This window comes from Brevundimonas sp. Marseille-Q4549 (genome assembly GCF_976940555.1).
The window spans coordinates 776,739-799,115 of record NZ_CDRHXG010000001.1; the positions used below are offsets into that span (position 1 = coordinate 776,739).

The window sequence follows — 22,377 nt, forward strand, 5'->3', positions numbered from 1 at the left end:
GAGCCGCGATGACCGACGCCGCCGTCTCCCCGCCCGAAACCGCCGCCCCGGACATCTCCGTCGTGGTGCCGGTGCACAATGAATCGGGGGCCGCCGTGCCCCTGGCGCGCGAAATCGCCGCCGCCTTCGCCGGCCGCTCCTATGAGATGATCTTCGTCGACGACGCCTCCAAGGACACGACCCTGGCCGAACTGAAGGCCGCCATGGCCGACCTGCCGCGCCTGCGCGTCCTGGCCCATGCCGCCAATGCGGGCCAGAGCCGGGCCGTGCGCACCGGCGTCCTGGCCGCGCGCGCGCCCGTCGTCGTCACCCTGGACGGGGACGGCCAGAATCCGCCTGCCGACGCGCCGCGCCTGGCGGACGCCCTGATCGCCGCTCCCGCCGACGTGGCCCTGGTCGGCGGCCGTCGCGCCAAGCGCCAGGATTCCAACGCCAAGCGCCAGGCTTCGCTCTGGGCCAACCGCATCCGCCGTCGCTTGCTGGGCGACGACGCCGACGACACGGGCTGCGGGCTGAAGGCCTTCCGCCGCGACATCTTCCTGCGCCTTCCCTATTTCGATCACGTCCACCGCTATCTGCCGGCCCTGATGATCCGCGAAGGGTTCAAGAACCAGTATCTGGACGTGGATCACCGCCACCGCGAGACGGGCCAGTCGAAATACACCAACTGGGGCCGCCTGCGCGCCTCGGTTTCGGACCTCCTGGGCGTCATGTGGTTGAAGACCCGCGCGCGCCAGCCCGGCGCGATCTCGGAGTTCTGATCGCGCCCGTCCCGTCGGCGGGAAGGCGGCGGCCAAAAGAAAAGGGCGGGGCCTTTCGGTCCCGCCCTTCTGCGTTTCAGCGTCGGATGGCTTGGACTTAGAAGTCCATGCCGCCCATTCCGCCCATGCCGCCCATGTCGGGGGCGCCGCCGGCCGAAGCCTTCTTCGGCGCATCGGCGACAGCGGCTTCCGTGGTGATCAGGATGCCGGCCACCGAAGCGGCGTCTTGCAGGGCGGTGCGGACCACCTTGGCGGGGTCGATGACGCCCATCTTGACCAGGTCGCCGTACTCTTCGGTCTGGGCGTTGAAGCCGAACGAGGCTTCACCGTTCTCCAGCACCTTGCCGACGACGATCGAACCTTCGACGCCTGCGTTTTCCGAGATCTGACGGATCGGAGCCTGCAGGGCGCGACGGATGATGTTGACGCCGGCGTTCTGGTCGGCGTTGTCGCCCTTGACGTCGGCCAGGATCTTCGACGCCTTCAGCAGCGCGATGCCGCCGCCGGGAACGATGCCTTCGTCAGCCGCGGCGCGCGTGGCGTTCAGGGCGTCGTCGACGCGGTCCTTCTTTTCCTTCACTTCGACTTCGGTCGAACCGCCGACGCGCAGAACCGCGACGCCGCCGGCCAGCTTGGCCAGACGTTCCTGCAGCTTTTCCTTGTCGTAGTCGGAGGTGGTGTCTTCGATCTGGCGCTTGATCTGGGCCACGCGGGCTTCGATCTCGTCCTTGCCGCCGACGCCTTCCACGATGGTGGTGTCGTCCTTGGTGATCGAGACCTTCTTGGCCTTGCCGAGCATGTCGAGCGTGACGCTCTCCAGCTTGATGCCCAGGTCTTCCGAGATGACCTGGCCGCCCGTCAGGATGGCGATGTCTTCCAGCATGGCCTTGCGGCGGTCGCCGAAGCCCGGAGCCTTGACGGCGGCGACGCGCAGGCCGCCGCGCAGCTTGTTGACCACCAGGGTCGCCAGGGCTTCGCCTTCGATGTCCTCGGCGATGATCAGCAGCGGACGGCCCGACTGCACCACGGCTTCCAGGATCGGCAGCATGGCTTGCAGGCTGGTCAGCTTCTTCTCGAACAGCAGGATCAGCGGCTCTTCGAGGACGGCCTCCATCTTGTCGGCGTTGGTGATGAAGTAAGGGCTCAGGTAGCCGCGGTCGAACTGCATGCCTTCGACGACGTCGACGGTGGTGTCGGCGGTCTTGGCCTCTTCAACCGTGATGACGCCTTCGTTGCCGACCTTGGCCATGGCCTGGGCGATCAGCTCGCCGATTTCGCTGTCGCCGTTGGCCGAGATGGTGCCGACCTGGGCGATTTCGGAGTTGTTGGAGACCGGCTTGGAGTTGGACTTGATCTCTTCCAGCACCAGGCCGACGGCCTTGTCGATGCCGCGCTTCAGATCCATCGGGTTCATGCCGGCGGCGACGGCCTTCAGGCCCTCCTGCACGATGGCCTGAGCCAGGACGGTGGCGGTGGTGGTGCCGTCGCCCGCCTTGTCGTTCGTCTTCGAAGCGACTTCGCGGATCATCTGGGCGCCCATGTTCTCGAAGGCGTCTTCCAGCTCGATTTCCTTGGCGACCGACACGCCGTCCTTGGTCGAGCGCGGGGCGCCGAAGGACTTCTGGATCACGACGTTGCGGCCCTTGGGACCCAGCGTCACCTTGACGGCGTCAGCCAGGACGTTGACGCCCTTCAGCATCTTGTCGCGGGCGTCGGTGTTGAACTTTACGATTTTAGCGGCCATGCGGGCTGCTCCTGTCTAGAGGATTTGACTGAGGAAACGGGACGTCGGCGCTTAGGACAGCACGCCCAGGACGTCGGATTCCTTCATGATGATCAGGTCTTCGCCGTCGATCTTCACTTCCGTGCCCGACCACTTGCCGAACAGGATGCGGTCGCCGGTCTTCAGTTCCAGGGCGTTGACCACGCCCTTGTCGTCACGGGCGCCGGGGCCGACGGCGACGACTTCGCCTTCCTGGGGCTTTTCCTTGGCGGTGTCGGGGATGATGATCCCGCCCTTGGTCTTGGATTCTTCTTCCACGCGCTTGACCAGCACGCGGTCGCCGAGCGGACGAAACGCCATCGGACTTCTCCCTCTTAACCCCGAAGCGGGGCGTTCTGAATACGGTGAGCGGCGCTCTCGCGATCGCTGTTTTGGCAGACGACCGGCAAGAGTGCTAACGCGTTCGGCAAGTAGGAGGGCCGAACCGGGGCGTCAAGGCGATCCCGACGAACAAAAATCGCATCCGCGCGGCTGGGCGCGATGAACCGCCGATGAACGGCGGCCTCCCGACGCGTTCAGGCGGCGCCCCCTAGAACGGTCTCCAACGTCATCGGGAAACCCGGCCGCCGGCCGGTTCGCCCCCGGAAAGAGGAGACAGCGTATGAAGACCTTCAGCAAAATCGCCGCGACCGCCTTCGTGCCGCTCATGGCCGCCACCGTGATGGCCGCCAGCCCGGCCGACGCCCAGAGCCGCTATCGCGACCATGATCGCGGCCGTGACGATTCGGCCCGCAACGCCCTGATCGGCGCCGCCGTGGGCGGCCTGGCCGGCGCCCTCTACGGCAACGGCGACGGCAACTACATCGCCGGCGGCGCCTTGGCTGGCGCGGCCTTGGGCGCGGTCGCCTCCAATCGCGGATCGGGCTGCGAATACTATCGCGGTGGTCAGTGCTACCGTAACCAGGGCCACTGGGAACGCGAGCACGGCATCAACAGCCGCGACTACGGCTATGACTACCGCTATGGCGGCCGCCAGGATTATCGTGACTACCGCGATTATCGCCGCGACCAGCGTTACGATCGCCGCAACTATGATCGCGACTACCGCTACGACCGCCGCTGGTAGGCGATCCAATCCCGTCAACCGAAAGGCCCGGTCCTCCGACCGGGCCTTTTGTCATGACGGACGGGTCTCTCGGGTACTGCCGACCAGGCCGAGGTGAGTGACCTCGAACGCCTCAGACGATTTCAGCCCATAGCCCAGCATCCGGTCGAGCCCGATATAGGCTAGCCGCTGCCAGCGCCCCGCAATCACGCTCATCGCATCAGCCGTGTCATCAGGGCGGCGGTGGATGGGTCCAGATCGGCGGACGGGCCGCCGTCCTGAACATCCTTCAGGATCGCCTTGGCCAGCACCTTGCCCAGTTCCACGCCCCACTGGTCGAAACTGTTGATATCCCAGATCACGCCCTCGACGAAGGTCTTGTGCTCATAAAGGGCGATCAGGGCGCCCAGGGTCCGGGGCGTCAGCCGTTCCATCACGATGGCGGTCGACGGGCGGTTTCCGGTGAAGGTGCGGTGGGTCGACAGACGTTTCGCCTCCTCGGTCGAAAGGCCCTGGGCCAGACCTTCGGTTTCGGCCGCCTCGGCGGACTTGCCCAGCATCAGGGCCTGGGCCTGGGCCAGGGCGTTGGACCAGAGGGGCGCCTCGGGCGCGTCCTCATGCGTTCGGGCCACGATCACGAACTCGGCCGGAACCACCTGCGGCCCCTGGTGGATCTGCTGGAAGAAGGCGTGCTGGCCGTTGGTCCCCGGTTCGCCGAAAACGACCGGGCAGGTCTGGCGCGTCACAGGCGACCCGTCGCGATGCACCCGCTTGCCGTTGGATTCCATCTCCAGCTGCTGCAGGAAGGACGGCAGGCGGCGAAGCGCATGGGCGTAGGGCGCCACCGTCCGCGCCCGCCGGTCCAGGCCGTCCACGTTGAACACCTGGGCCAGGGCCATCAGCACCGGCGCGTTCCTCTCCAGCGGCGCCGCGACGAAATGGTCGTCCATCGCCGCCGCCCCGGCCAGCATCTGTTCGAACGCCTCCCACCCCAGGGCGATGGCGCACGACAGGCTGACCGCCGACCAAAGGGAGTAGCGCCCGCCGACCCAGTCCCGGAACGCGAACGTCCGGCCGCAGCCGAAGGCCCGCGCCTTGTCCGGCGCCGCCGTCACCCCGATGAAGTGTCTGGCCAGTCCATCGGCGGGCAGGGCGGCGGCCAGCCAGGCCTTGGCCGCCTCGGCGTTGGCCAGGGTTTCCTGCGTCGTGAAGGTCTTGGACACCACCACCACCAGGGTGGTTTCGGGATCCAGGCCGGTCAGGGCCTCGGCCATGTCGCGCGGGTCGATATTGGCGACGAAGCGCAGGTCGATGGCCGGATCGAGCGGCCGCAGGGCGTCCCACACCAGGCGCGGCCCCAGGTCGGACCCCCCGATGCCGACATGGACGATGGCCTGGAACCGCTTGCCCGTGGCTCCCGTCTCGGCGCCCGACCGCACGGCGTCCGCATAGGTCTTCATCTCGGTGCGGACGGCGTCCACCTCGGCCGAGACCGGCTCTCCCAAGGCCTTGAAGTCGGCGCCGGGCGCCGCGCGCAGGGCCGGGTGCAGCACGGCCCGCCCCTCGGTCAGATTGACCGCCTCGCCCGCGAACAGGGCGTCGCGGCGGCCCTCCACCTCGCAGGCGCGGGCCAGGTCCAGGCAGGCGTCAAACGCCGCGCGGGTCCAGCTCTGTTTCGACAGGTCGACATAAAGACCCGCCGCCTCGACCGACATCCGGTCCAGCCGGGCGGGATCGGCCGCGAACTGGTCCACGATCCGGCTCTCGGCGGCCTCGGCGGCGGTCAGGTCGAAGCGCGTCCAGGCGGCGTCGCGGGTCATCGGCGGTCCTCGTCAAACAGGGTAAACACTCGTTTACGGTCGGGGCGTATGCAGGTTCAACGTCCCAGCGGACGCTGAAACAGGAAGTCACCTCATGTCCTGCGGCCTTGCTCTCACGATCGCCCTGTCGATGTCCAATCCCGCCGTCGCCCTGGCGGCCGAACAGCCTGCGGCGGTTCCCGGCGCGCCCGTCTCCGTGGCCGGGGAGCCGCTGTTCGCCGACATCATCGCCCGCTCGACGCGGCTGAAGACCATGGTCGACGGCTGGGCCGCCGCCAAGGCCGCGGACGACGCAGCCTTCTTCACCAGTCAGGCCTTCACCGGCTTCAAGGCCCAGGCCGACGAACTGGCGGCCCTGGACATGCAGGGGCATCTGATCCTGAAGGAACGCGGCACCGACGGCGATCTGAAATGCATCCTGCGCGGCATTTCCGAGGACATGCCCAAAAAGGTCGCGGCGGTTCAGGCGGCGGCCAATCCGGCCGAGCGCGCCACCGCCCTGTCGGAACTGTCCTATCTGCTGAACGACAATGTCGAGGTCATCACCGCCCCGCCGAAGCCGGAAGTCTGACGGCTCAGCCGCCCTTCAGCGCCTCGATCACCACTCCTTCGGTCAGAAGCTGGGGCAGGATTTCCGGCTCGGCCCGGCCGGGACGATAGACCAGATACAGCGGCACGCCTGAACGCCCGTGCGCCTGAAGTTCTCGGGTGATGGCGTCGTCGCGGCGGGTCCAGTCCCCCACCAGATAGACGGCGTTCGCCGCCCGGATCGCTTCGGCCACGCGGGGCGACGACAGGGCCGCCCGCTCGTTGATCTTGCAGGTCACGCACCAGTCTGCGGTCAGATTGACCAGAACGGGTCGGCCGGCGGCCGTCGCCTGGGCCACGGCCTGGGCCGACCAGGGCTGGGAGGCCAGGGCGGTCGCCGCTTCGGCGGTTTCGATGACCGCCGGTCGCTCTCGCGCCGCCATGGCCGCCGCCCCGGCCAGCATCAGGGTCAGCAACAGCGCCAGGGTCGCGGTCACGACGCCGGCGACCGCCTGCCGACCTTCGGCCCGGCGGGCCTGCACGCGGCCATAGGTCCAGCCGGCGAAGGCCAGCAGCAGACCGGCGGCCAGAAGGCCGGCCAGGGCCTGCCCCCCGCCCTGCTGGCTGAACACCCAGGTCAGCCACAGGGCGGCGCCGTACATGGGAAAGGCAAGGACGCCCTTCAGCGTCTCCATCCAGGCGCCGGGGCGCGGCAGGCGCGCCAGAAGCCCAGGCGACAGGCTGATCGCCACATAGGGCGCCGCCAGGCCCAGCCCCAGGGCCAGAAAGACCGCCAGAGCCAGGGGCCAGGGCAAAACCAGGGCCGCCCCCAGGGCCGCCGCCATGAAGGGGGCGGTGCAGGGCGCCGCCACCACCACCGCCAGAACCCCGGTGAAGAAGGCGCCGGTCGCGCCGGGCAGGCGGGCCAGAGGACCCGACCCCGCGCCCTGCAGACCGGCGCCGACATGGAAGACGCCGGACAGGTTCAGCCCGACGCCCAGCAGGATCAGGGCCAGGGTCGCGGTCACGCCCGGCGACTGCAGCTGAAAGCCCCAGCCGACGGCCTGACCGGCGGCCCGCAACGCCAACAGGATTCCCGCCAGCGCCAGGAAACTGACCAGCACCCCGACCAGGAAGGCCAGGCCGTCGCGGCGCGCGCGGGCCGGATCGTGGGCGGCGGCCGACAGGGCGGCGGCCTTCATCGCCAGCACGGGAAAGACGCAAGGCATCAGGTTCAGCACCAGCCCGCCCAGCAGGGCCAGGCCCAGGACGTGCAGCAAGCCCAGGCCGGCGGGCGCCGAAGCCGGCGCCTTGGTCGCTTCGCCTTCGGGCGGGGGCGCAAGCGGGCCCTTGCCCGTCGCCCCGTCCAGCGGCGGCCCCGGCTCGGCCGTGATCTCCCAGGCGCCCTTGTCGGTGGCCAGAACGCCCGACAGGGCGCCGTCCCCCGTCTCCCGCCCCGGCGCCAGCCTCAGGGTCAGGCCCTCGGGGCCAAGCTGACCCGACTGGCCCGCCGCATGGTCGATGCGACCGGGCTCGAACGGGAAGACATAGGCCGCGCCGACCGTTCCGCTCGCCAACGGCCCGCCCGTCGCGGTCAGGATCAAACCTTGTCCGTCACGCGTGACATGGGCCGTGATCCCGGCTGGCCGCGGCGCGGTCTCGACCGTCTTGCGGATCGCTTCGCCCCAGGGCCGCGACAAGGGCGCGGTTCCCTCGCGCACCGGCAGGGCCAGGGACAGGGTCAGGGGTTCGGGCACGCACATCCGGTCGCTGCACACCAGGAACAGCGCCTGGGCCGTCAGGGTCAGGATTTCGCCCGGTCGGGCCGTCGCAGGAACCTGGATCGGCACGGGCAGGAAGACCTTGCCCGAATAGCCGTAATTCATCAGGCCCAGCAGTCTCTGGCGCGTGGGCAGGGGCCACAGGATGGGATCGGCCTTCACCCCGGCCGGCAGGGTCCAGTCCAGGGTGGTCGCCCCGCCGGAATCACCCGGATTGCGCCAATAGGTATGCCAGCCCGGCTGAATATCCTGGCGCACCGCGACGACCACGGTGGAACCGGGCGTCGCCCACTGGGTCATGGGGACCAGTTCCGCTGCGATCCGTTCGGTTCTCTGGGCTCCGAAAGCCGGCTCGACCGCCGCCGAGGCGTGAACGGTCGGCGCCAGGACGGCCAGGATCAGGGCGGCGAGAAGGGCGAAGGGACGCAAGGCGGGCATTCCGAAAGGCGCGAGAAGCCTGCGGACCTTAGGCGCTTGCATCCCCTTTCGCCATCACGAGCGGCTGCGCGCGATCAGCGCGGGGCGACCTCTACGATCACCTCGGTGCGCCGCCGCAGCAATTCGTCCTGGCCCGAGGGCGTGACCGCGCCGGCGTCGCCGGCCGCCGCCACCTCGAACACCGGGGCCGGCATGCCGGCGCGGGTCAGGGCCTGGGCCACCGCGCGGGCGCGCTGCTGCGACAGGGTCATGTTGGCCTCTGACGCGCCCGTGGCGTCCGCCAGCCCCAACACCCGCACCTTGGCGACCCAGCACTGGCGCGCCTTTTCCGCGGCCGTGTTCAGCAACAGCTGCGCCGCATCCGTCAATCGCGCCTGGTTCTCCACGAAATAGACGTCGAACCGGCCCGACTGGCACCCGCTCTCGCCGACCACCAGGGACGACCGTTTCGGCGTCTGTGCGCACCCGACCGCCGCCAGGCCGATCGCCACCCCAACCACGCCCGCTTTGAAAACCTTCATGACCCCCTCCTTGAAACAGCCCCTCGGACACGAAAGGGGCGGCCCATCCTTCGACGCGCCGCCCCCGGAACTCAAGCCCGGTCACGCCTCCGCGACCGGAAACCCGCGTCGATCAATAGCGACGCTGGCCGTTCTCCCAGTAGCACTCGTCTTGGCGATTGTCGTAGCAGTAGTAGTACCGGCCCTGGCTGTCGCGGTAGCGCTGCTGGTTGTTGCGGTCCTGGTTCGAGCCGCGGATCGCGCCCGCCGCGCCGCCGACTGCCGCGCCGATCAGGGCGCCCGTGGCCGCATTGCCGCCGCCGACATTGTTGCCGACGATGGCCCCGGCGACGGCGCCCAGGCCGGCGCCGATGGCGCCTTGACGAACCGACTGGTTCGGGCCGCTGTTGTAGCCGTAGGGATCGCTGGCGCAGGCCGACGCCAGCAGACCGGCGCCCGCAATTGCGATGATCGCTTTGTTCATGATGAAATCCTCTTTGTCCCTGGGGTCGTCCCGAGTTTCAAACGTCACGATAGGGTTCAGGTTCCGCCGAAGGCGGGGATCGAACAGGCCGTTCGTCCCGAACCGTATCGCCTTGACCACTGTGCGAACCATTGCGGCCGAAATACAGCCACGCTTCCGGAACGGGCGACGAGACGAGACGTTCCGTCGCCCATGAACGAGCTTGCGCACCCCCCGTCCCATAGTCCGCCTTCCCCGTCGGCAGATGCGTCCGACACGCCCGCGCATGTCCTGACGCCGCATGTGGCGCTGAAGCGGGTGGTCATGCTGGTCAATCCGCTGTCGGGCAGCGTCGGCCCGCGCGCGGCGGACGAGGCGCGGACCTTGCTGGAGGCCTATGAGCTGGAGGCCAAGGTGATCGTCCTGTCCGGCGATTTCGACGCCCATATCGCCGAAGCCTTCGCCGACAAGCCGGACGCCATCCTGGTGCTGGCGGGCGACGGCACGGCCCGGGCGGTGGCTGCGCGCGCCCGTTCGGACGGGCCGATGATCGCGCCCCTTCCGGGCGGCACAATGAACATGTTGCCCAAGGCGCTTTACGGCACGGCGGACTGGAAGCTGGCGCTGAAGCGGGCGCTGGAGGAAGGCGCGCCCCAGCCGGTCTCGGGCGGCGAGGTTCAGGGCGAATATTTCTATTGCGCCGCCATCCTGGGTTCGCCTGCCCTGTGGGCGCCGGCGCGCGAGGCGGTGCGGACCGGCAAGCTGAAACTGGCCTGGCAATATGGCCGCCGGGCTTTCAAGCGGGCCTTTTCCGGCCGGCTGCGCTTCACCCTGGACGGGGGCGAGAAGCGTCGCACCGAAGCCCTGGTCCTGATCAGCCCGATGATCTCCAAGGCCATGGAGGAGCCGGTGGGGCTGGAAGCCGCCGCCATGGACCCCTCGGACACCACCCAGGCCTTCCGCCTGGCGGCCACCGCCCTGTTCAGCGACTGGCGTCAAGATCCGGCCGTCTCCACCCGGCCGGCGCGTCTGATCGAGGTGCGGGCCCGCTCGCGCATTCCCGCCGTGATCGACGGCGAGCCCCTGCAGCTGAAGCCCGAGGCGGTGATCCGTTTCGTGCCCAAGGCCTTCAAGGCCCTGGCGCCCCTGCCGCCCTCGGCCGAGGACAGCGTCTGATGGGGCGGCTGCTTCAGTTCTCAGACGTCCATTTCGGCTGCGAGCACAAGCGCGCCTGCGCCGCCGCCCTAGACTACGCCCACGCCACGCCCAACGACCTGATTCTGATCACTGGCGACATCACCCAACAGGGCTTTCCCGACGAATTCAAGGCCGCCGCCGCCTGGATGCGCGCCATGCCCGAGCCGCGCTTCGTCATCGTGGGCAATCACGACGTGCCCTATTGGGACGCCGTCGCCCGCGTCTTTCATCCGTGGCGAGCGTTCGAGACGGCGACCGGTTTTCCGGCCCACGACGGTCAGTTCCGCGGCGACGCCCTGATGGTGCGCGGCGTCGTCACAGCGCGCGGCTGGCAGGCGCGGCCCAACTGGTCCAAGGGCGTCATCGACCTGGATCAGACGCGTCGCGCGGCCGAGGCGTTGCGCCAGGCGCCGATCGGGGCGCTGCGCATTCTGGCCTGTCACCACCCGCTGATCGAAATGGTCGGCACGCCCATGACCGGCGACGTCAAACGTGGCGACGAGGCCGCCCTGATCTTCGCCGAGGCGGGGGTCGATCTGATCATGACGGGCCACGTCCATGTGCCCTTCGCCATGCCCATTCCGTTGGCGGATCATTGCTCCTACGCCGTCGGCTGCGGAACCCTGTCGCACCGCGAGCGCGGCTCCCCGCCCGGCTTCAACCAGATCGACTGGGACGCCAGGACCATCACCGTCACGGCCCTGGCCTGGGACGGCGAACGCTACAACTCCCATCAGGTCTGGCGTCTGCCGCGCCGGCAGGACACGCGAAAGGCCGCCACGGCCCCCAGTCCGGACAGGCCCGGCGAACTGGAGAAGGCCGTGGTCGCCCCCGACTCCTGAGGACGGCGGCTTAGCGGAACGGCGGCTCGTCGAAGGCCCGCAGCTTGCGCGAATGCAGGCGCGATCCTTCGTTCCGCATCAGGTCGACCGCCTGGATGCCGATCTGCAGGTGTTCGGAGATCGAGCCTTCGTAGAAGCGGTTGGCCTGGCCCGGCAGTTTGATCTCGCCGTGCAGCGGCTTGTCCGACACGCACAGCAGCGTCCCGTAGGGCACGCGGAAGCGATACCCTTGCGCTGCGATGGTGGCGCTTTCCATGTCGATGGCGACGGCGCGGCTCTGGTTGAAGCGCAGAGCCGACTTGGAATAGCGCAGCTCCCAGTTCCGGTCGTCGGTGGTGACGACGGTGCCGGTGCGCAGGCGCAGCTTGACCTCGTCGCCCGGCATGCCGCTGACCGACTTGGTGGCGTCGTACAGGGCGCGCTGAACCTCGGCGATCGAGGGGATGGGGATGTCCGGCGGCAGCACCGCGTCCAGGACGTGATCGTCGCGCAGATAGGCGTGGGCCAGCACATAGTCGCCGATGGTCTGGCTGGCGCGCAGACCCCCGCAGTGTCCGATCATCAGCCAGACGTGCGGGCGGGTGACGGCCAGGTGATCCGTGATCGTCTTGGCGTTGGACGGGCCGACGCCGATGTTGACCAGGGTCACGCCCTTATGGCCCGGCGCGGTCAGATGATAGGCCGGCATCTGGTGCTTCTTCCAGGCCGTATCGCTGATCGCCGTCTCGGGATTGGGCGTGTCGCGGGTGATCACGACGCCGCCGGCGCAGGACAGGGTCTCGTAAGGGCTGTCCGGCGTCTGAAGCTGTTCGATGGCCCAGCGCACGAACTCGTCGACGTAACGATTGTAGTTGGTAAACAGCACATAGGACTGGACGTCGTCTACCGGCGTGCCGGTGTAGTGCTTAAGCCGCGCCAGCGAGAAATCCGTCCTCAGGCCATCGAACAGCGATAGCGGCAGATCCTCTGCGGGATCGAACAGGCCGTCGGCGATCTCGTCACCTATATTGGCCAGGTCGGTGGTCGGGAACCATCGGGCCAGGGCGGCCGTCATCGACCGATCCAACGCGACCTCCAGTCCGTCGGTCACATAGGGGAAGGGAATTTCCTGGCGCGAGACCTCGACTTCGAAGGTCGCGTCATACTCCCGCTCCAGCAGTTCCAACTGTTCGGTCAGATAGGGGCGGAACAGGTCCGGCCGGGTGACGGTGGTCGCATAGACCCCTTGCTTGGCCAGCCGGGCATAGGCGCGCGGCTCAAGGTCCTGGGGGCGATCCCCGTCCCAGCGGATGCGAAGTTCGGGATAGGCGAACACCCCTTCGGCGCGTTTCAGCGGATCGGGCCGCGCGCCGGTCTCGACGAAATCCCGCACGGCGTCGCGCAGGTTGGTCACGGATTGGGTGTAGAGGGTTTCGAGGCGGTCCAGCGCCGCCTGTGCTGTCATCTGTTTTGTCATGACTTCCTCTAGCGAAGCTTCTTGTCTTTGGCGAGGCGCCGTCCGGTCAATCTCGATTTCGCTGCATTGCAGCAATTTATGACAGGCGCACGGTTGCGGATCGGGGCGCGACGACGCATCTGGTCCCAATGTCCGTTTCCGCTGCGTCAGCCCCCGCCAAGAAAGAACCCGGCTTCGTCGAGTTCGTCTGTCTGATCGCCCTGATGATGGCCCTGAACGCCCTGGCCATCGACTCCATGCTGCCGGCCCTGCCCCACATCGGGGCGGATCTGGGCGTCGCCAACGAAAACGGCCGCCAGTGGGTCGTGACCGCCTATCTGCTGGGCTTCGGCGGGGCGCAGTTGATCTACGGACCTCTGGCCGACCGGTTCGGACGCAAGCCCGTCCTGATGTTCGGCGTCGGCGTCTATGTGCTGTTCAGCCTGCTGGCGACCCTGGCGCCGACCTTCGACACCCTGATCGCCGCGCGTGTCGGCCAGGGTCTGGGCAGCGCCTGCACCCGTGTTCTGGCCGTCTCCATCGTGCGCGACCGCTACGAGGGGCGGACCATGGCGCGGGTCATGTCGTTCAGCTTCCTGGTCTTCCTGGGCGTGCCCATCCTGGCCCCGTCGCTGGGCCAGCTGATCATGCTGGTCGGCCCCTGGCGCTGGATCTTCGCCGGACTGGGTCTGGTCGGCGTCGGCCTGATCGTCTGGGCGGGCCTTCGCCTGCCCGAGACGCTGAAGCCCGAGGATCGCCTGCCCATTCAGGTCAAGCGTCTGGCCTCGGCCTATCGGGTCGCGCTGACGGACCGCACCGCCGTCGGCTATACGCTGGCCATGACGGCGATCACCGGGGCGCTGTTCGGCTTCATCAACTCGTCCCAGCAAATCTTCGCCGACGTCTTCCACGCGGAGGCGGTGTTTCCGGCCGTCTTCGCCCTGATCGCGGGCGGTATCGCCGTGGCCTCCCTGGTCAATGCCCGGTTGGTGGTCAAGCTGGGGTCGCGCAAGATTTCCCACACCGCCCTGATCGGCTTCACCAGCATCGCCGCCGTTCACGCCGCCGTGGCGATCAGCGGCCATGAATCGATCTGGACCTTCGCCGTTCTGCAGACCCTGACCATGTTCTGCTTCGGCCTGATCGCGGGCAATTTCGGATCGATGGCGATGGAGACCATGGGCCATATCGCCGGCACCGCCGCCTCGATCCAGGGCTTCGTCTCGACCATCGTCGGCTCCCTCCTGGGCTTTGCGGTGGGCCAGCAGTTCAACGGCACGACCGTGCCCATGTCGCTGGGCTTCACCTGTTTCGGCCTGATCGCCCTGGGCTGCGTCCTGTTCGCCGAACGGGGGCGGCTGTTCCGCGCCCATCATGCGCCGGTTCGCGCCGAGGCTTGATCTTTTTCGCGTTTCCGCGCGTTCTCCGGCCAATCGCAAAGATCAGCTCGGGAATACCTCGATGACGCGCAAAGCGCTCGGCCTCGTCTCCGCCCTCGCCCTCGCTTCGGCCATGGGCCTGTCCGCCTGCTCCACCCCCACCGGCGGCGCCTCGCTGGCCCCGCCCGCCGTCGGCCCGGCGCCGGGACCCGAAGCGGTGGACGTCCACACCCACGCCCGGCCCGAGATCGCCCGCGTGGTCGACGTGGCCCTGGACCTGACCGCGAACTTCCAGGCCAGGACCCTGTCGGGCACGGCGACGCTGGACATCCTGGCCGTTCCCGGCGCCAACGAGATCGTGCTGGATATCCGCGACCTGGACATTCAGGACGTGCGCGACGCCGCCGGCCAGCCGCTGCGCTATGTGGTGGGCGACAACGATCCGATCCTGGGCCAGCCGCTGACCGTCTATTTCCCGGCCTTCGCCCCCGATGAGCGGCGCAAGATCACTATCCGTTATTCGACCCGCCCCGACGCGGCGGCGCTGCAATGGTTGAACCCCAGCCAGACGGCGGGCGGTCAGAAGCCCTATCTGTTCAGTCAGGGCCAGGCGATCCTGACCCGCACCTGGGTCCCGACCCAGGACAGCCCCGGCATCCGCCAGACCTATTCGGCCCGCATCACCGCCCCCGAAGACCTGACGGTGGTCATGAGCGCCGATCATCTGACGCCGAACGGCGAGCGGGCCGGAAACGGGATGAAGACCTGGCGCTTCCGGATGGACAATCCGATCCCGCCCTATCTGATCGCCATCGGCGTGGGCGACATCGCCTTTGCGCCGTTCGACGGCCGTACCGGGGTCTGGACCGAGCCCAGCCGCCTGCGCGCCGCCCAGTGGGAGCTGGAGCCCACCGCCCAGATGGTGACGGCGGCCGAGCGGCTGTACGGCCCCTATCGCTGGGGCCGCTACGACCTTCTGGTCCTGCCACCGTCCTTCCCTTTCGGCGGGATGGAGAACCCCAAACTGACCTTCGCCACCCCGACCATCATCGCCGGCGACCGGTCGCTGGTGTCGCTGGTCGCGCACGAGCTGGCGCACTCCTGGTCGGGCAATCTGGTGACGAACGCCACCTGGAACGACTTCTGGCTCAACGAGGGTTTCACCGTCTATTTCGAGAACCGGATCATGGAGTCGGTCTATGGCCATGACCGCGCCATGCAGGAGCAGGTGCTGGGCTGGGACAGCCTTCAGGACACGCTGAAATCCCTGCCGGCGGCGGACATCCGCCTGCATCTGGACCTGAAGGGCCGCGATCCCGACGACGGCATGAACGACATCGCCTATGAGAAGGGCGCCCTGTTCCTGCGGACCATCGAACGCACCGTCGGGAGGGATCGGTTCGACGCCTGGCTGCGCGGCTATTTCGATCGCAACGCCTACCGCCCCATGACCACGGCCATGTTCCTGCAAGACATCCGCGACAATCTGATCAAGGGCGACGCGGCGCTGGAAAGCCAGTTGCAGATGGACGCCTGGGTCTATCAGCCGGGCCTGCCGTCCAACGCCGTGGCGCCGGTGTCCCACGCCTTCGAGCCGGTGGACGCGGCCGCCGTCGCCTTCTTCAAGGACAAGGGACCGGCCTCGGCCATTCCGTGGTCGGACTGGAACACCCAGCAGCGCCAGCGTTTCCTGGGCTGGCGTCCCGACGGCCTGCGGACGGGGGCCGACTGGCTGACCGACGCCCAGCTGGCCGATCTGGAACGCACCCTGAATCTGGCGAACGAAGGCAACAGCGAACTGACCTTCGCCTGGCTGCAGATCGCCCTGGCCCACCGCTATCAGCCGTCGGTCGCCACGGCCGAAAATTTCCTGACCAGCCAAGGCCGTCGCAAATTCGTTCTGCCGCTGTTCCAGACCCTGTGGAACGAGGGCGACTGGGGCCGGTCCAACGCGCGCCGCATCTACGCCGAGGCTCGGCCGCTGTATCACCCCGTCACCGCCGGTTCGGTCGATGAACTGGTCGGCCGTCCCTGACGCAGCGCGCACAGGCGTGAGCATGCCGATGGATCGCGTTGCGGTGCGGCGCCCCATCGGCTATCCCGCCCTCACTGCATGGACTGGAGTTTCTGATGGCTGATCTGGCCCCCGGCGTCGTGACCGTTATCGGTGGATCGGGCTTTATCGGATCGCAGGCGGTGCGCGCCCTGGCGCGTCGCGGCTGGCGCATCCGCGTCGCCGTTCGCAATCCGGTTCTGGCCATCGAGGTCCAGACCGCCGGCGACCCCGGCCAGATCCAGTTCACCCGCTGCGACGTGACCGATCCCGACGATGTCGCCGCCGCCCTGCGCGGCGCCGATGCGGTGGTCAATCTGGTCGGCGTGCTGCACGACGGACGCGGCAAGCGCGGCTTCGACACGGTTCACGTCCAGGCCGCACAGATCGTGGCCGAGGCGGCCCGCGCCGCCGGCGTCAAGCGTCTGGTGCAGATGTCGGCCATCGGCGCCGATCCGATGTCCAAATCCGCCTACGGCCGTTCCAAGGCCAAGGCCGAGGACGCCGTGCGCGCCGTCTATCCCGACGCCGTCATCCTGCGGCCGTCGCTGGTGTTCGGGGCCGACGACGGCTTTTTGAACCGGTTCGCCGCCCTGGCCGCGATGTCGCCTGTCCTGCCCCTGATCGGCGGCGGCGAAACCCGGTTCCAGCCTGTCTATGTCGGCGATGTCGCCGAGGCGATCGCCCGGGCCGTGACCCACGCCGACGCCGCCGGCCGCACCTATGAGCTGGGCGGCCCGCGCGTCTACAGCTTCCGCGAAATCCTGGAGCTGGTGAACCACGAGACGGGCCGCAATCGCCTTCTGGCGCCTCTGCCCTTCTTCGTCGCCAAGCCTCTGGGCGGCCTGTTGGAACTGACGGGAATCGTGGGCGTGACCCCGCCCCTGACGCGCGATCAGGTCTTCATGCTGGAGCATGACAACGTCGTCGCCGACGGCGCCGCCACCCTGGCGGACCTGGGCGTCCAGCATCCGAACGGCATGGAGGTGATCGCCGCCTCCTATCTGTGGAAATACCGCGTCGGCGGACAGTTCGCCGAATCTCCCGCGCTTTGAGCCTTCAGGCTTCGCAGGTCGAACGCCCGACGCTGGACGACGCCCGTGCCCTGTTGTCGCGGGTCTGGGGGCATGCCGATTTTCGCGGGCTTCAGGGCCAGGTGGTGGAGACGATCCTGGACGGCGGCGACGTTCTGGCGGTCCTGCCGACCGGCGGCGGCAAGAGCGTCTGCTATCAGATTCCCGCCATCCTCCGTCCCGGCCTGGGTCTGGTCGTCTCGCCGCTGATCGCCCTGATGACCGACCAGGTCGAGGCGTTGAAACAGCAGGGCGTGGCCGCCGCCCGGCTGGATTCCGGCGTGTCCCTGGACGAGCGATCGGCCATCTGGCGCGCGGCGCGCTCGGGCGAGTTGGATCTGCTTTACGTCTCGCCCGAAGGTCTGGCGGCGGGGGCCATGATGGATCGTCTGGCCGAACTGCCCCTCAGCCTGATCGCCATCGACGAGGCCCACTGCGTGTCCCAGTGGGGCCACGACTTCCGCCCCGACTATCGCAATCTGGGCCTGCTGGCCGAGCGGTTTCCCGATACGCCCCGCATCGCGGTGACGGCGACCGCCGACGCCCGTACCCGCGACGACATCCTGCGCTCGCTCCGGCTTGAGGAGGCGCGGGTCTTCGTCGACAGCTTCGCCCGTCCGAACCTGCAACTGTCGGCCGCGCGCAAGGAGAACGCCTCGCGCGCCAGGACCGACGCGCGGGTCATCGAACTGGTGTGCGAGCGGCGGGGCAAGTCGGGCGTGGTCTATTGCGGCAGCCGCGACGGCTGCGACCGCGTGGCCCAGGCCCTGCGCGAGGCCGGAACCAACGCCATCGCCTATCACGCCGGCATGGACACGAAAGAGCGCGACCGGCGGCTGGAACGCTTTCTGGCCGAGGAGGGCGCCGTTATGGTCGCCACCATCGCCTTCGGCATGGGGGTCGACAAGGCCGACGTGCGCTTCGTCATCCACGCCGATCCCCCCGGCAGTCTTGAGGCCTATTGGCAGGAGATCGGCCGCGCAGGCCGCGACGGCGAGCCGGCCGAGGGGATCACCCTGTACGGCCCGTCGGACATCGCCTGGTCTTTGCGCCGTCTGGACGGCCGCCCGATGGCCGAGGAGGTCAAACAGGTCCAGGTCCGCAAGACCCGCCAACTGTTCGCCATGCTGGACGGCGCCGTTTGTCGGCCCCAGGCGGTGCGTCGCTATTTCGGCGAGCAGGACGCAGGCCCTTGCGGCGTCTGCGACATCTGCGGGGATCCGCCCCAACTTTATGACGCCACCGTGCCCGCCCAGAAGGCTCTGGCGGCGGTGCAGCGGCTGGGCGGCCGCTTCGGCCGAGGCCGCGTGGTCGATCACCTGACCGGCCGCACCAAGGACGTCCAGCCGTGGGAACAGGCGCTGTCGACCTGGGGCGTCGGCGCGGACATCTCGCCGAACGGCTGGCGCGACATCGTCGACCACCTGCTGTTCGAGGGGCTGCTGGCCGAAGATCCCAACGACGGCAAGCCGCTGGTCGGCCTGGGCGATCCCGAGGCCGTGCGCGCGGTCTACAAGGCCGAACGCCGCATCGAGGTCCGCCGCGCTCCGCCCAGCGCCGCCGCCTCGACCCGCCGCCGCGACCGTTCGGGCGAGGGTCGCAACGCCGCCCTGGAAACGATGGACGCCGACGTCCGCGCCCGGTTCGAGGCCTTGCGCGCCTGGCGCCGCGACCGGGCGTCGGAACAACATGTCCCGCCCTATGTCATCTTTCAGGACAAGACCCTGCTGGAGATCGCCCACGCCGAACCGGGCGACCTGATCGCCCTAGGCGCCGTTTCCGGCGTCGGCCAGTCCAAGCTGGACCGTTACGGCAAGGGCGTGCTGGAGACGCTGGCCGCTGTCGGGTGATGACGCCCATGACGAGGCGCAATTGGCGAGGTTCCGGCACCCTGCTACGCTTGGCTCAAGACGATCAAGGTGACTGAGTATGAAACGATTTCTGGCCGCGGGCTCGGCCTGTCTGGCGATGGCGAGCGCGGCCCAGGCGCGAGTTCAGGAGCAAGGCCTGCCCCAGGCTGAGACGGCGGAAGCACCCAAGCCGATGGACCAGCCTCGCGACTGGTCGGCGACCTTGATTCAGGACGCGACAGGCCTGCACGATATCATCGTGGACAGCCATCCGGGGGCGTACGATCCCCTCAATCCCGCCTTCCGACCTCGGCTGGACCAAGGACTGGCCGTCGCGCTCGAACGCGCGAAGAGGACGACCGACGCAGGCGGTTGGTGGTGGGCGCTGCGGGCCTATGTCGCCAGCTTCGAGGACGGCCACGTCGGTATTAACGTCACTCAGCCGGGTCACAGTTTCCCCACGCGCTGGCCCGGTTTCCTGACCGTCTATCGCGGCGCCGATCAGGTGGTGGCCGACCGTGACGCGACCGATCCCTCGACCCCGCCGCTGGACGCCCGGCTGATCGACTGCGACGGCGTGGCCGCCGAAACCCTGGCCGAACAGCGCATCGGCCAATTCCGCGGCCGCTGGTTCCTGGAAGCCCAGCATGTCCTCTTCGGAGACTGGCTGTTCCTCAGCGCCCAGAACCCATGGATCGACGAAATGCGCCAGTGCCGGTTCGAGGCCGATGGCGCGACCAAGTCCTACACCCTGAACTGGCGGGCCACGCCCGATGATCTGGGCGCGCGCCGCGCCCGGCTGATCCAGAGCGCCTCGATCGACTTCGGACTCAAACCTCTCGACGACGGTGGTTTCTGGATTTCTACGCCGTCGTTCAACGGCGATCCTTCCAGCGAAGCGTACGCCAAGCTGACCACCCTGATCGCCGACATGCAGGCGAGACAGCCGGCTTTGCGCGCGGCCTCCTATGTGGTGCTTGACCTGCGCCGAAACGGCGGCGGCTCCTCGCACTGGAGCGAACTGATGGCGCAAATCCTGTGGGGCGACGACTGGATGGCCGCTCACTCGGACCAGACGGTTCAGGCGGTCGAATGGCGCGCATCGGACGACAACCTGGCCCAGATGTCGAGCTTCCTCGACCAGCTTCGCGCCGCAAACGGCCAGCCCCAGATGATCACTTGGGCCGAAAGGGTCGTGACCGGCATGAAGGCGGCGAAGGCTGCGGGCCAGGTCTATTGGCGCGACGCAAACGACGACAGCGCCGCCTCGTCCGCTGCCCCCCCATCTGTGCCACAACTGATGTCGGGCCGGGTCTACGTTCTCACCGATTCCAGTTGCGGCTCGGCCTGCCTCGACGCCGTGGATCTGTGGAAGACCGCAGGCGCCGTCCAGGTCGGGCGCGAGACCTCGGCCGACACCGTCTATATGGATATCCGCAATCCGGTCCTGCCCAGCGGCCTGGCCCAGATCGCCGTGCCGATGAAGGTCTATCGCGGCCGCGCGCGGGGCAATAACGAACCGCAGCGCCCCGACCGCCTGTTCGAAGGTGACATGGCCGACGATGCTGCCTTGCACGCCTGGATAGCGGACCTCGCCGTGCACTAGGGTCTGTTCGAAACCGCTCTGCCTCAGGTCACGTCAAAAACCGTTCCACCACGTTCAGGAAACGGGCGGGCTGGTCGGTCATGACCTGGTGTTCGGCGCCTTCGATCCGCTCGAACCGGGGCGGATCGGGCAGGGCGGCGAAGCCGTAGCGATACAGGCCCTCCAGCCGGTTGCGGGGATTGTCGGGATCGGGCGTCCAGCCATAGACGACGGTGACAGGCGCGCGGATGCGTCCCAGACGCGGACGCAGATCGACGGTCAGAGCCTCGTACAACCCTTGCGCCAGCACACGTCGGTCGCCGCCCTGCAGGTTCAGGCCGCCGAACACCATGTCCCCGGCCAGGCCCAGGTCGCCGCCCATCCCGGCCACCTGCGTCTTCAACGCCTGGTCGCCGAACAGCATCAGGGCCTGATAGCCCAGGCGCGCCAGGGGTTCGATCTCGGCGGGTGTGACGCGAGAATCGACCAGGGCCGGAAAGAAGGGGGCGGAATCCACCACCATGACCCGTCCGACACGGTCGCCCAGGTCGGAGGCGACGCGCAGGGCGATCTGGCCGCCCAGCGAATGGCCGACCAGAGCCGGGCGCACCAGCCCCTGATCGCGGATGTAGCGTTCGATCTCGGCCGCCGCGGGGGCCGACAGGGCGCCCTGGGCGTTGGCTTGGGGATCGGTGCGGCCGAATCCGCGCAGTGTCACGACATGGACCCGGTAACGTCCGGCCAGCCGGTCCGCCGTGGGGCGCCAGGCGTCGCCGGTCGAGCCCAGACCCGGAATGAAGATCACGTCCGGCCCGCGCCCATAGGCGTCCACCAGGATGCGGTTTGACTGGAAGGCCGGCTTGACGGCGGTGAAGGGCAGGGCCGGCGGCGTCTGGGCGCAGGCGGGCAGCGCGCCCCCCAGGGCCAGGGCGGCGGACAGGACAAGGGCGGGCGGAAATCGGCTCATCATCCGCCCCTAACGCCGGATCGCGGCGATCGGTTGACGCCCTTGCGGCCGCGACCCGGAGTCAGCGCCCCTTGAAGTCGGGTTTGCGCTTCTCGACGAAGGCGGCCATGCCCTCCTTCTGGTCCTCGAAGGCGAACAGGGAGTGGAACAGGCGGCGTTCGAACTGGACGCCTTGCGTCAAGGTCGTCTCCAGGGCGGCGTTGACCATCTCCTTGTTGGCCATGACCGCCAGCGGGCTTTGCGCGGCGATCCGGGCGGCGATCTTGCGGGTCTCGTCCAAAAGGGTCTCGTGGGGGAAGACGCGCGAGGCCAGACCGGCGCGTTCAGCCTCGGCCGCATCCATCATCCGGGCGGTCAGGACCATGTCCATGGCCTTGGACTTGCCGACCAGACGGGTCAGGCGCTGCGAGCCGCCGATGCCGGGCGCGACCCCCAGATTGATCTCGGGCTGGCCGAACTTCGCCTTCTCCGACGCCACGATGAAGTCGCACAGCATGGCCAGTTCGCAACCGCCGCCTAGGGCGAAGCCGTTGACGGCGGCGATGATCGGCTTTCTGAATCGGGTGATGCGGTCGTGGCCGAGGGCGAAATAGTTGCCCGTGTACATCTGGGCATAGGTCTGGTCCGCCATCTCCTTGATGTCGGCGCCGGCTGCGAAGGCCTTTTCGCCCGCGCCGGTCAGGATCAGACAGCGCACGCTGTCGTCATGTTCGACGCTGTCGAGAAAGTCCGCGAGGTCCTTGAACAGGGCCGCGTTCAGGGCATTCAACGCCTCGGGCCGGTTCAGGGTGACGACGGCGTAACCGTCGGCGTGGCGTTCGATCAGCAGGTTGGCGTAGGCGTCGGCCATGGTCGGTCTCCTTTGGCGACGGTCATA

At 68.3% G+C, this 22,377-nt stretch carries 20 protein-coding genes; 10 read left to right on the forward strand and 10 right to left on the reverse strand.

The genetic code is table 11. From position 1 onward, the window contains the following. Nucleotides 1-8 precede the first annotated feature (8 nt). On the forward strand, nt 9-761 hold the full coding sequence (locus ACWPV3_RS03940; protein ID WP_292086568.1) for a glycosyltransferase family 2 protein: 753 nt from the start codon (nt 9-11) through the stop codon (nt 759-761). A 97-nt stretch (nt 762-858) separates the two neighbouring features. Here ACWPV3_RS03940 and groL read toward each other — a convergent pair whose 3' ends face one another. After that, nucleotides 859-2,505, reverse strand: a complete 1,647-nt coding sequence (gene groL / locus ACWPV3_RS03945) for a chaperonin GroEL (RefSeq protein WP_453976913.1) — start codon at nt 2,503-2,505, stop codon at nt 859-861. Nucleotides 2,506-2,556: 51 nt separating this feature from the next. Then, nucleotides 2,557-2,844 carry a co-chaperone GroES gene (groES, locus tag ACWPV3_RS03950; protein WP_453976914.1) on the reverse strand — a complete coding sequence of 96 codons (288 nt, stop codon included), beginning with the start codon at nt 2,842-2,844 and terminating at the stop codon, nt 2,557-2,559. 301 nt (nt 2,845-3,145) lie between these two features. Here groES and ACWPV3_RS03955 point away from each other — a divergent pair, with 301 nt between their 5' ends. Beyond that, complete coding sequence (locus ACWPV3_RS03955; protein WP_292086576.1) at nt 3,146-3,610, forward strand: hypothetical protein; 465 nt, start codon at nt 3,146-3,148, stop codon at nt 3,608-3,610. Nucleotides 3,611-3,661: 51 nt separating this feature from the next. On the opposite strand, the gene ACWPV3_RS03960 is transcribed toward ACWPV3_RS03955, so the two are convergent. Together ACWPV3_RS03960 and pgi are read right to left on the reverse strand one after the other, a co-directional pair. Then, nucleotides 3,662-3,805: a DUF4260 family protein gene (locus ACWPV3_RS03960; RefSeq protein WP_453976915.1), complete on the reverse strand. Its 144-nt coding sequence runs from the start codon at nt 3,803-3,805 to the stop codon at nt 3,662-3,664. Next, nucleotides 3,802-5,409 carry a glucose-6-phosphate isomerase gene (gene pgi / locus ACWPV3_RS03965; RefSeq protein WP_453976917.1) on the reverse strand — a complete coding sequence of 536 codons (1,608 nt, stop codon included), beginning with the start codon at nt 5,407-5,409 and terminating at the stop codon, nt 3,802-3,804. Before pgi ends, ACWPV3_RS03960 begins: the two co-directional genes overlap by 4 nt. Before the next feature lie 94 nt (nt 5,410-5,503). Here pgi and ACWPV3_RS03970 point away from each other — a divergent pair, with 94 nt between their 5' ends. Beyond that, nucleotides 5,504-5,980, forward strand: a complete 477-nt coding sequence (locus tag ACWPV3_RS03970) for a hypothetical protein (protein WP_292086580.1) — start codon at nt 5,504-5,506, stop codon at nt 5,978-5,980. A gap of 4 nt (nt 5,981-5,984) precedes the next feature. On the opposite strand, the gene ACWPV3_RS03975 is transcribed toward ACWPV3_RS03970, so the two are convergent. The 3 genes from ACWPV3_RS03975 to ACWPV3_RS03985 all read right to left on the reverse strand — a co-directional run bounded on the left by ACWPV3_RS03975 (nt 5,985) and on the right by ACWPV3_RS03985 (nt 9,140). Continuing rightward, nucleotides 5,985-8,156, reverse strand: coding sequence for a protein-disulfide reductase DsbD family protein (locus ACWPV3_RS03975; RefSeq protein WP_453976918.1), 2,172 nt, complete (start codon nt 8,154-8,156; stop codon nt 5,985-5,987). A gap of 74 nt (nt 8,157-8,230) precedes the next feature. Further along, nucleotides 8,231-8,677, reverse strand: coding sequence for an OmpA family protein (locus tag ACWPV3_RS03980; RefSeq protein WP_453976919.1), 447 nt, complete (start codon nt 8,675-8,677; stop codon nt 8,231-8,233). A 112-nt stretch (nt 8,678-8,789) separates the two neighbouring features. Further along, nucleotides 8,790-9,140, reverse strand: a complete 351-nt coding sequence (locus tag ACWPV3_RS03985) for a glycine zipper domain-containing protein (protein ID WP_453976920.1) — start codon at nt 9,138-9,140, stop codon at nt 8,790-8,792. 192 nt (nt 9,141-9,332) lie between these two features. Between ACWPV3_RS03985 and ACWPV3_RS03990 the strand changes: the two genes are divergently transcribed. Further along, a complete protein-coding gene (locus ACWPV3_RS03990) occupies nt 9,333-10,295 on the forward strand; it encodes a diacylglycerol/lipid kinase family protein (protein ID WP_313454384.1) in 963 nt (320 codons plus the stop codon). Next, a complete protein-coding gene (locus ACWPV3_RS03995; RefSeq protein WP_453976921.1) occupies nt 10,295-11,158 on the forward strand; it encodes a metallophosphoesterase family protein in 864 nt (287 codons plus the stop codon). Before ACWPV3_RS03990 ends, ACWPV3_RS03995 begins: the two co-directional genes overlap by 1 nt. A 10-nt stretch (nt 11,159-11,168) precedes the next feature. Here ACWPV3_RS03995 and ACWPV3_RS04000 read toward each other — a convergent pair whose 3' ends face one another. Then, complete coding sequence (locus ACWPV3_RS04000; protein WP_453976923.1) at nt 11,169-12,614, reverse strand: AMP nucleosidase; 1,446 nt, start codon at nt 12,612-12,614, stop codon at nt 11,169-11,171. A gap of 128 nt (nt 12,615-12,742) precedes the next feature. Here ACWPV3_RS04000 and ACWPV3_RS04005 point away from each other — a divergent pair, with 128 nt between their 5' ends. The 5 genes from ACWPV3_RS04005 (at nt 12,743) to ACWPV3_RS04025 (ending at nt 20,554) form a co-directional block, all read left to right on the forward strand. Next, entirely contained in the window at nt 12,743-13,993 is a 1,251-nt protein-coding gene (locus ACWPV3_RS04005) for a multidrug effflux MFS transporter (protein ID WP_313454813.1), read from the forward strand. A 61-nt stretch (nt 13,994-14,054) separates the two neighbouring features. Next, nucleotides 14,055-16,007 (forward strand): M1 family metallopeptidase, encoded by a 1,953-nt coding sequence (locus ACWPV3_RS04010; protein WP_453976925.1) that lies wholly within the window; start codon nt 14,055-14,057, stop codon nt 16,005-16,007. A 95-nt stretch (nt 16,008-16,102) separates the two neighbouring features. Next, nucleotides 16,103-17,080 carry a complex I NDUFA9 subunit family protein gene (locus ACWPV3_RS04015; protein ID WP_292086591.1) on the forward strand — a complete coding sequence of 326 codons (978 nt, stop codon included), beginning with the start codon at nt 16,103-16,105 and terminating at the stop codon, nt 17,078-17,080. Continuing rightward, complete coding sequence (recQ, locus tag ACWPV3_RS04020) at nt 17,077-18,948, forward strand: DNA helicase RecQ (RefSeq protein ID WP_453976926.1); 1,872 nt, start codon at nt 17,077-17,079, stop codon at nt 18,946-18,948. The genes ACWPV3_RS04015 and recQ overlap by 4 nt, the downstream gene beginning before the upstream one ends. Before the next feature lie 79 nt (nt 18,949-19,027). Further along, nucleotides 19,028-20,554 (forward strand): S41 family peptidase, encoded by a 1,527-nt coding sequence (locus tag ACWPV3_RS04025; protein WP_453976927.1) that lies wholly within the window; start codon nt 19,028-19,030, stop codon nt 20,552-20,554. Nucleotides 20,555-20,582: 28 nt separating this feature from the next. On the opposite strand, the gene ACWPV3_RS04030 is transcribed toward ACWPV3_RS04025, so the two are convergent. After that, a complete protein-coding gene (locus ACWPV3_RS04030) occupies nt 20,583-21,500 on the reverse strand; it encodes an alpha/beta fold hydrolase (RefSeq protein ID WP_453976928.1) in 918 nt (305 codons plus the stop codon). Between the two features lie 61 nt (nt 21,501-21,561). Continuing rightward, entirely contained in the window at nt 21,562-22,350 is a 789-nt protein-coding gene (locus ACWPV3_RS04035; protein ID WP_453976929.1) for an enoyl-CoA hydratase-related protein, read from the reverse strand. Between the last annotated feature and the right edge of the window lie 27 nt (nt 22,351-22,377).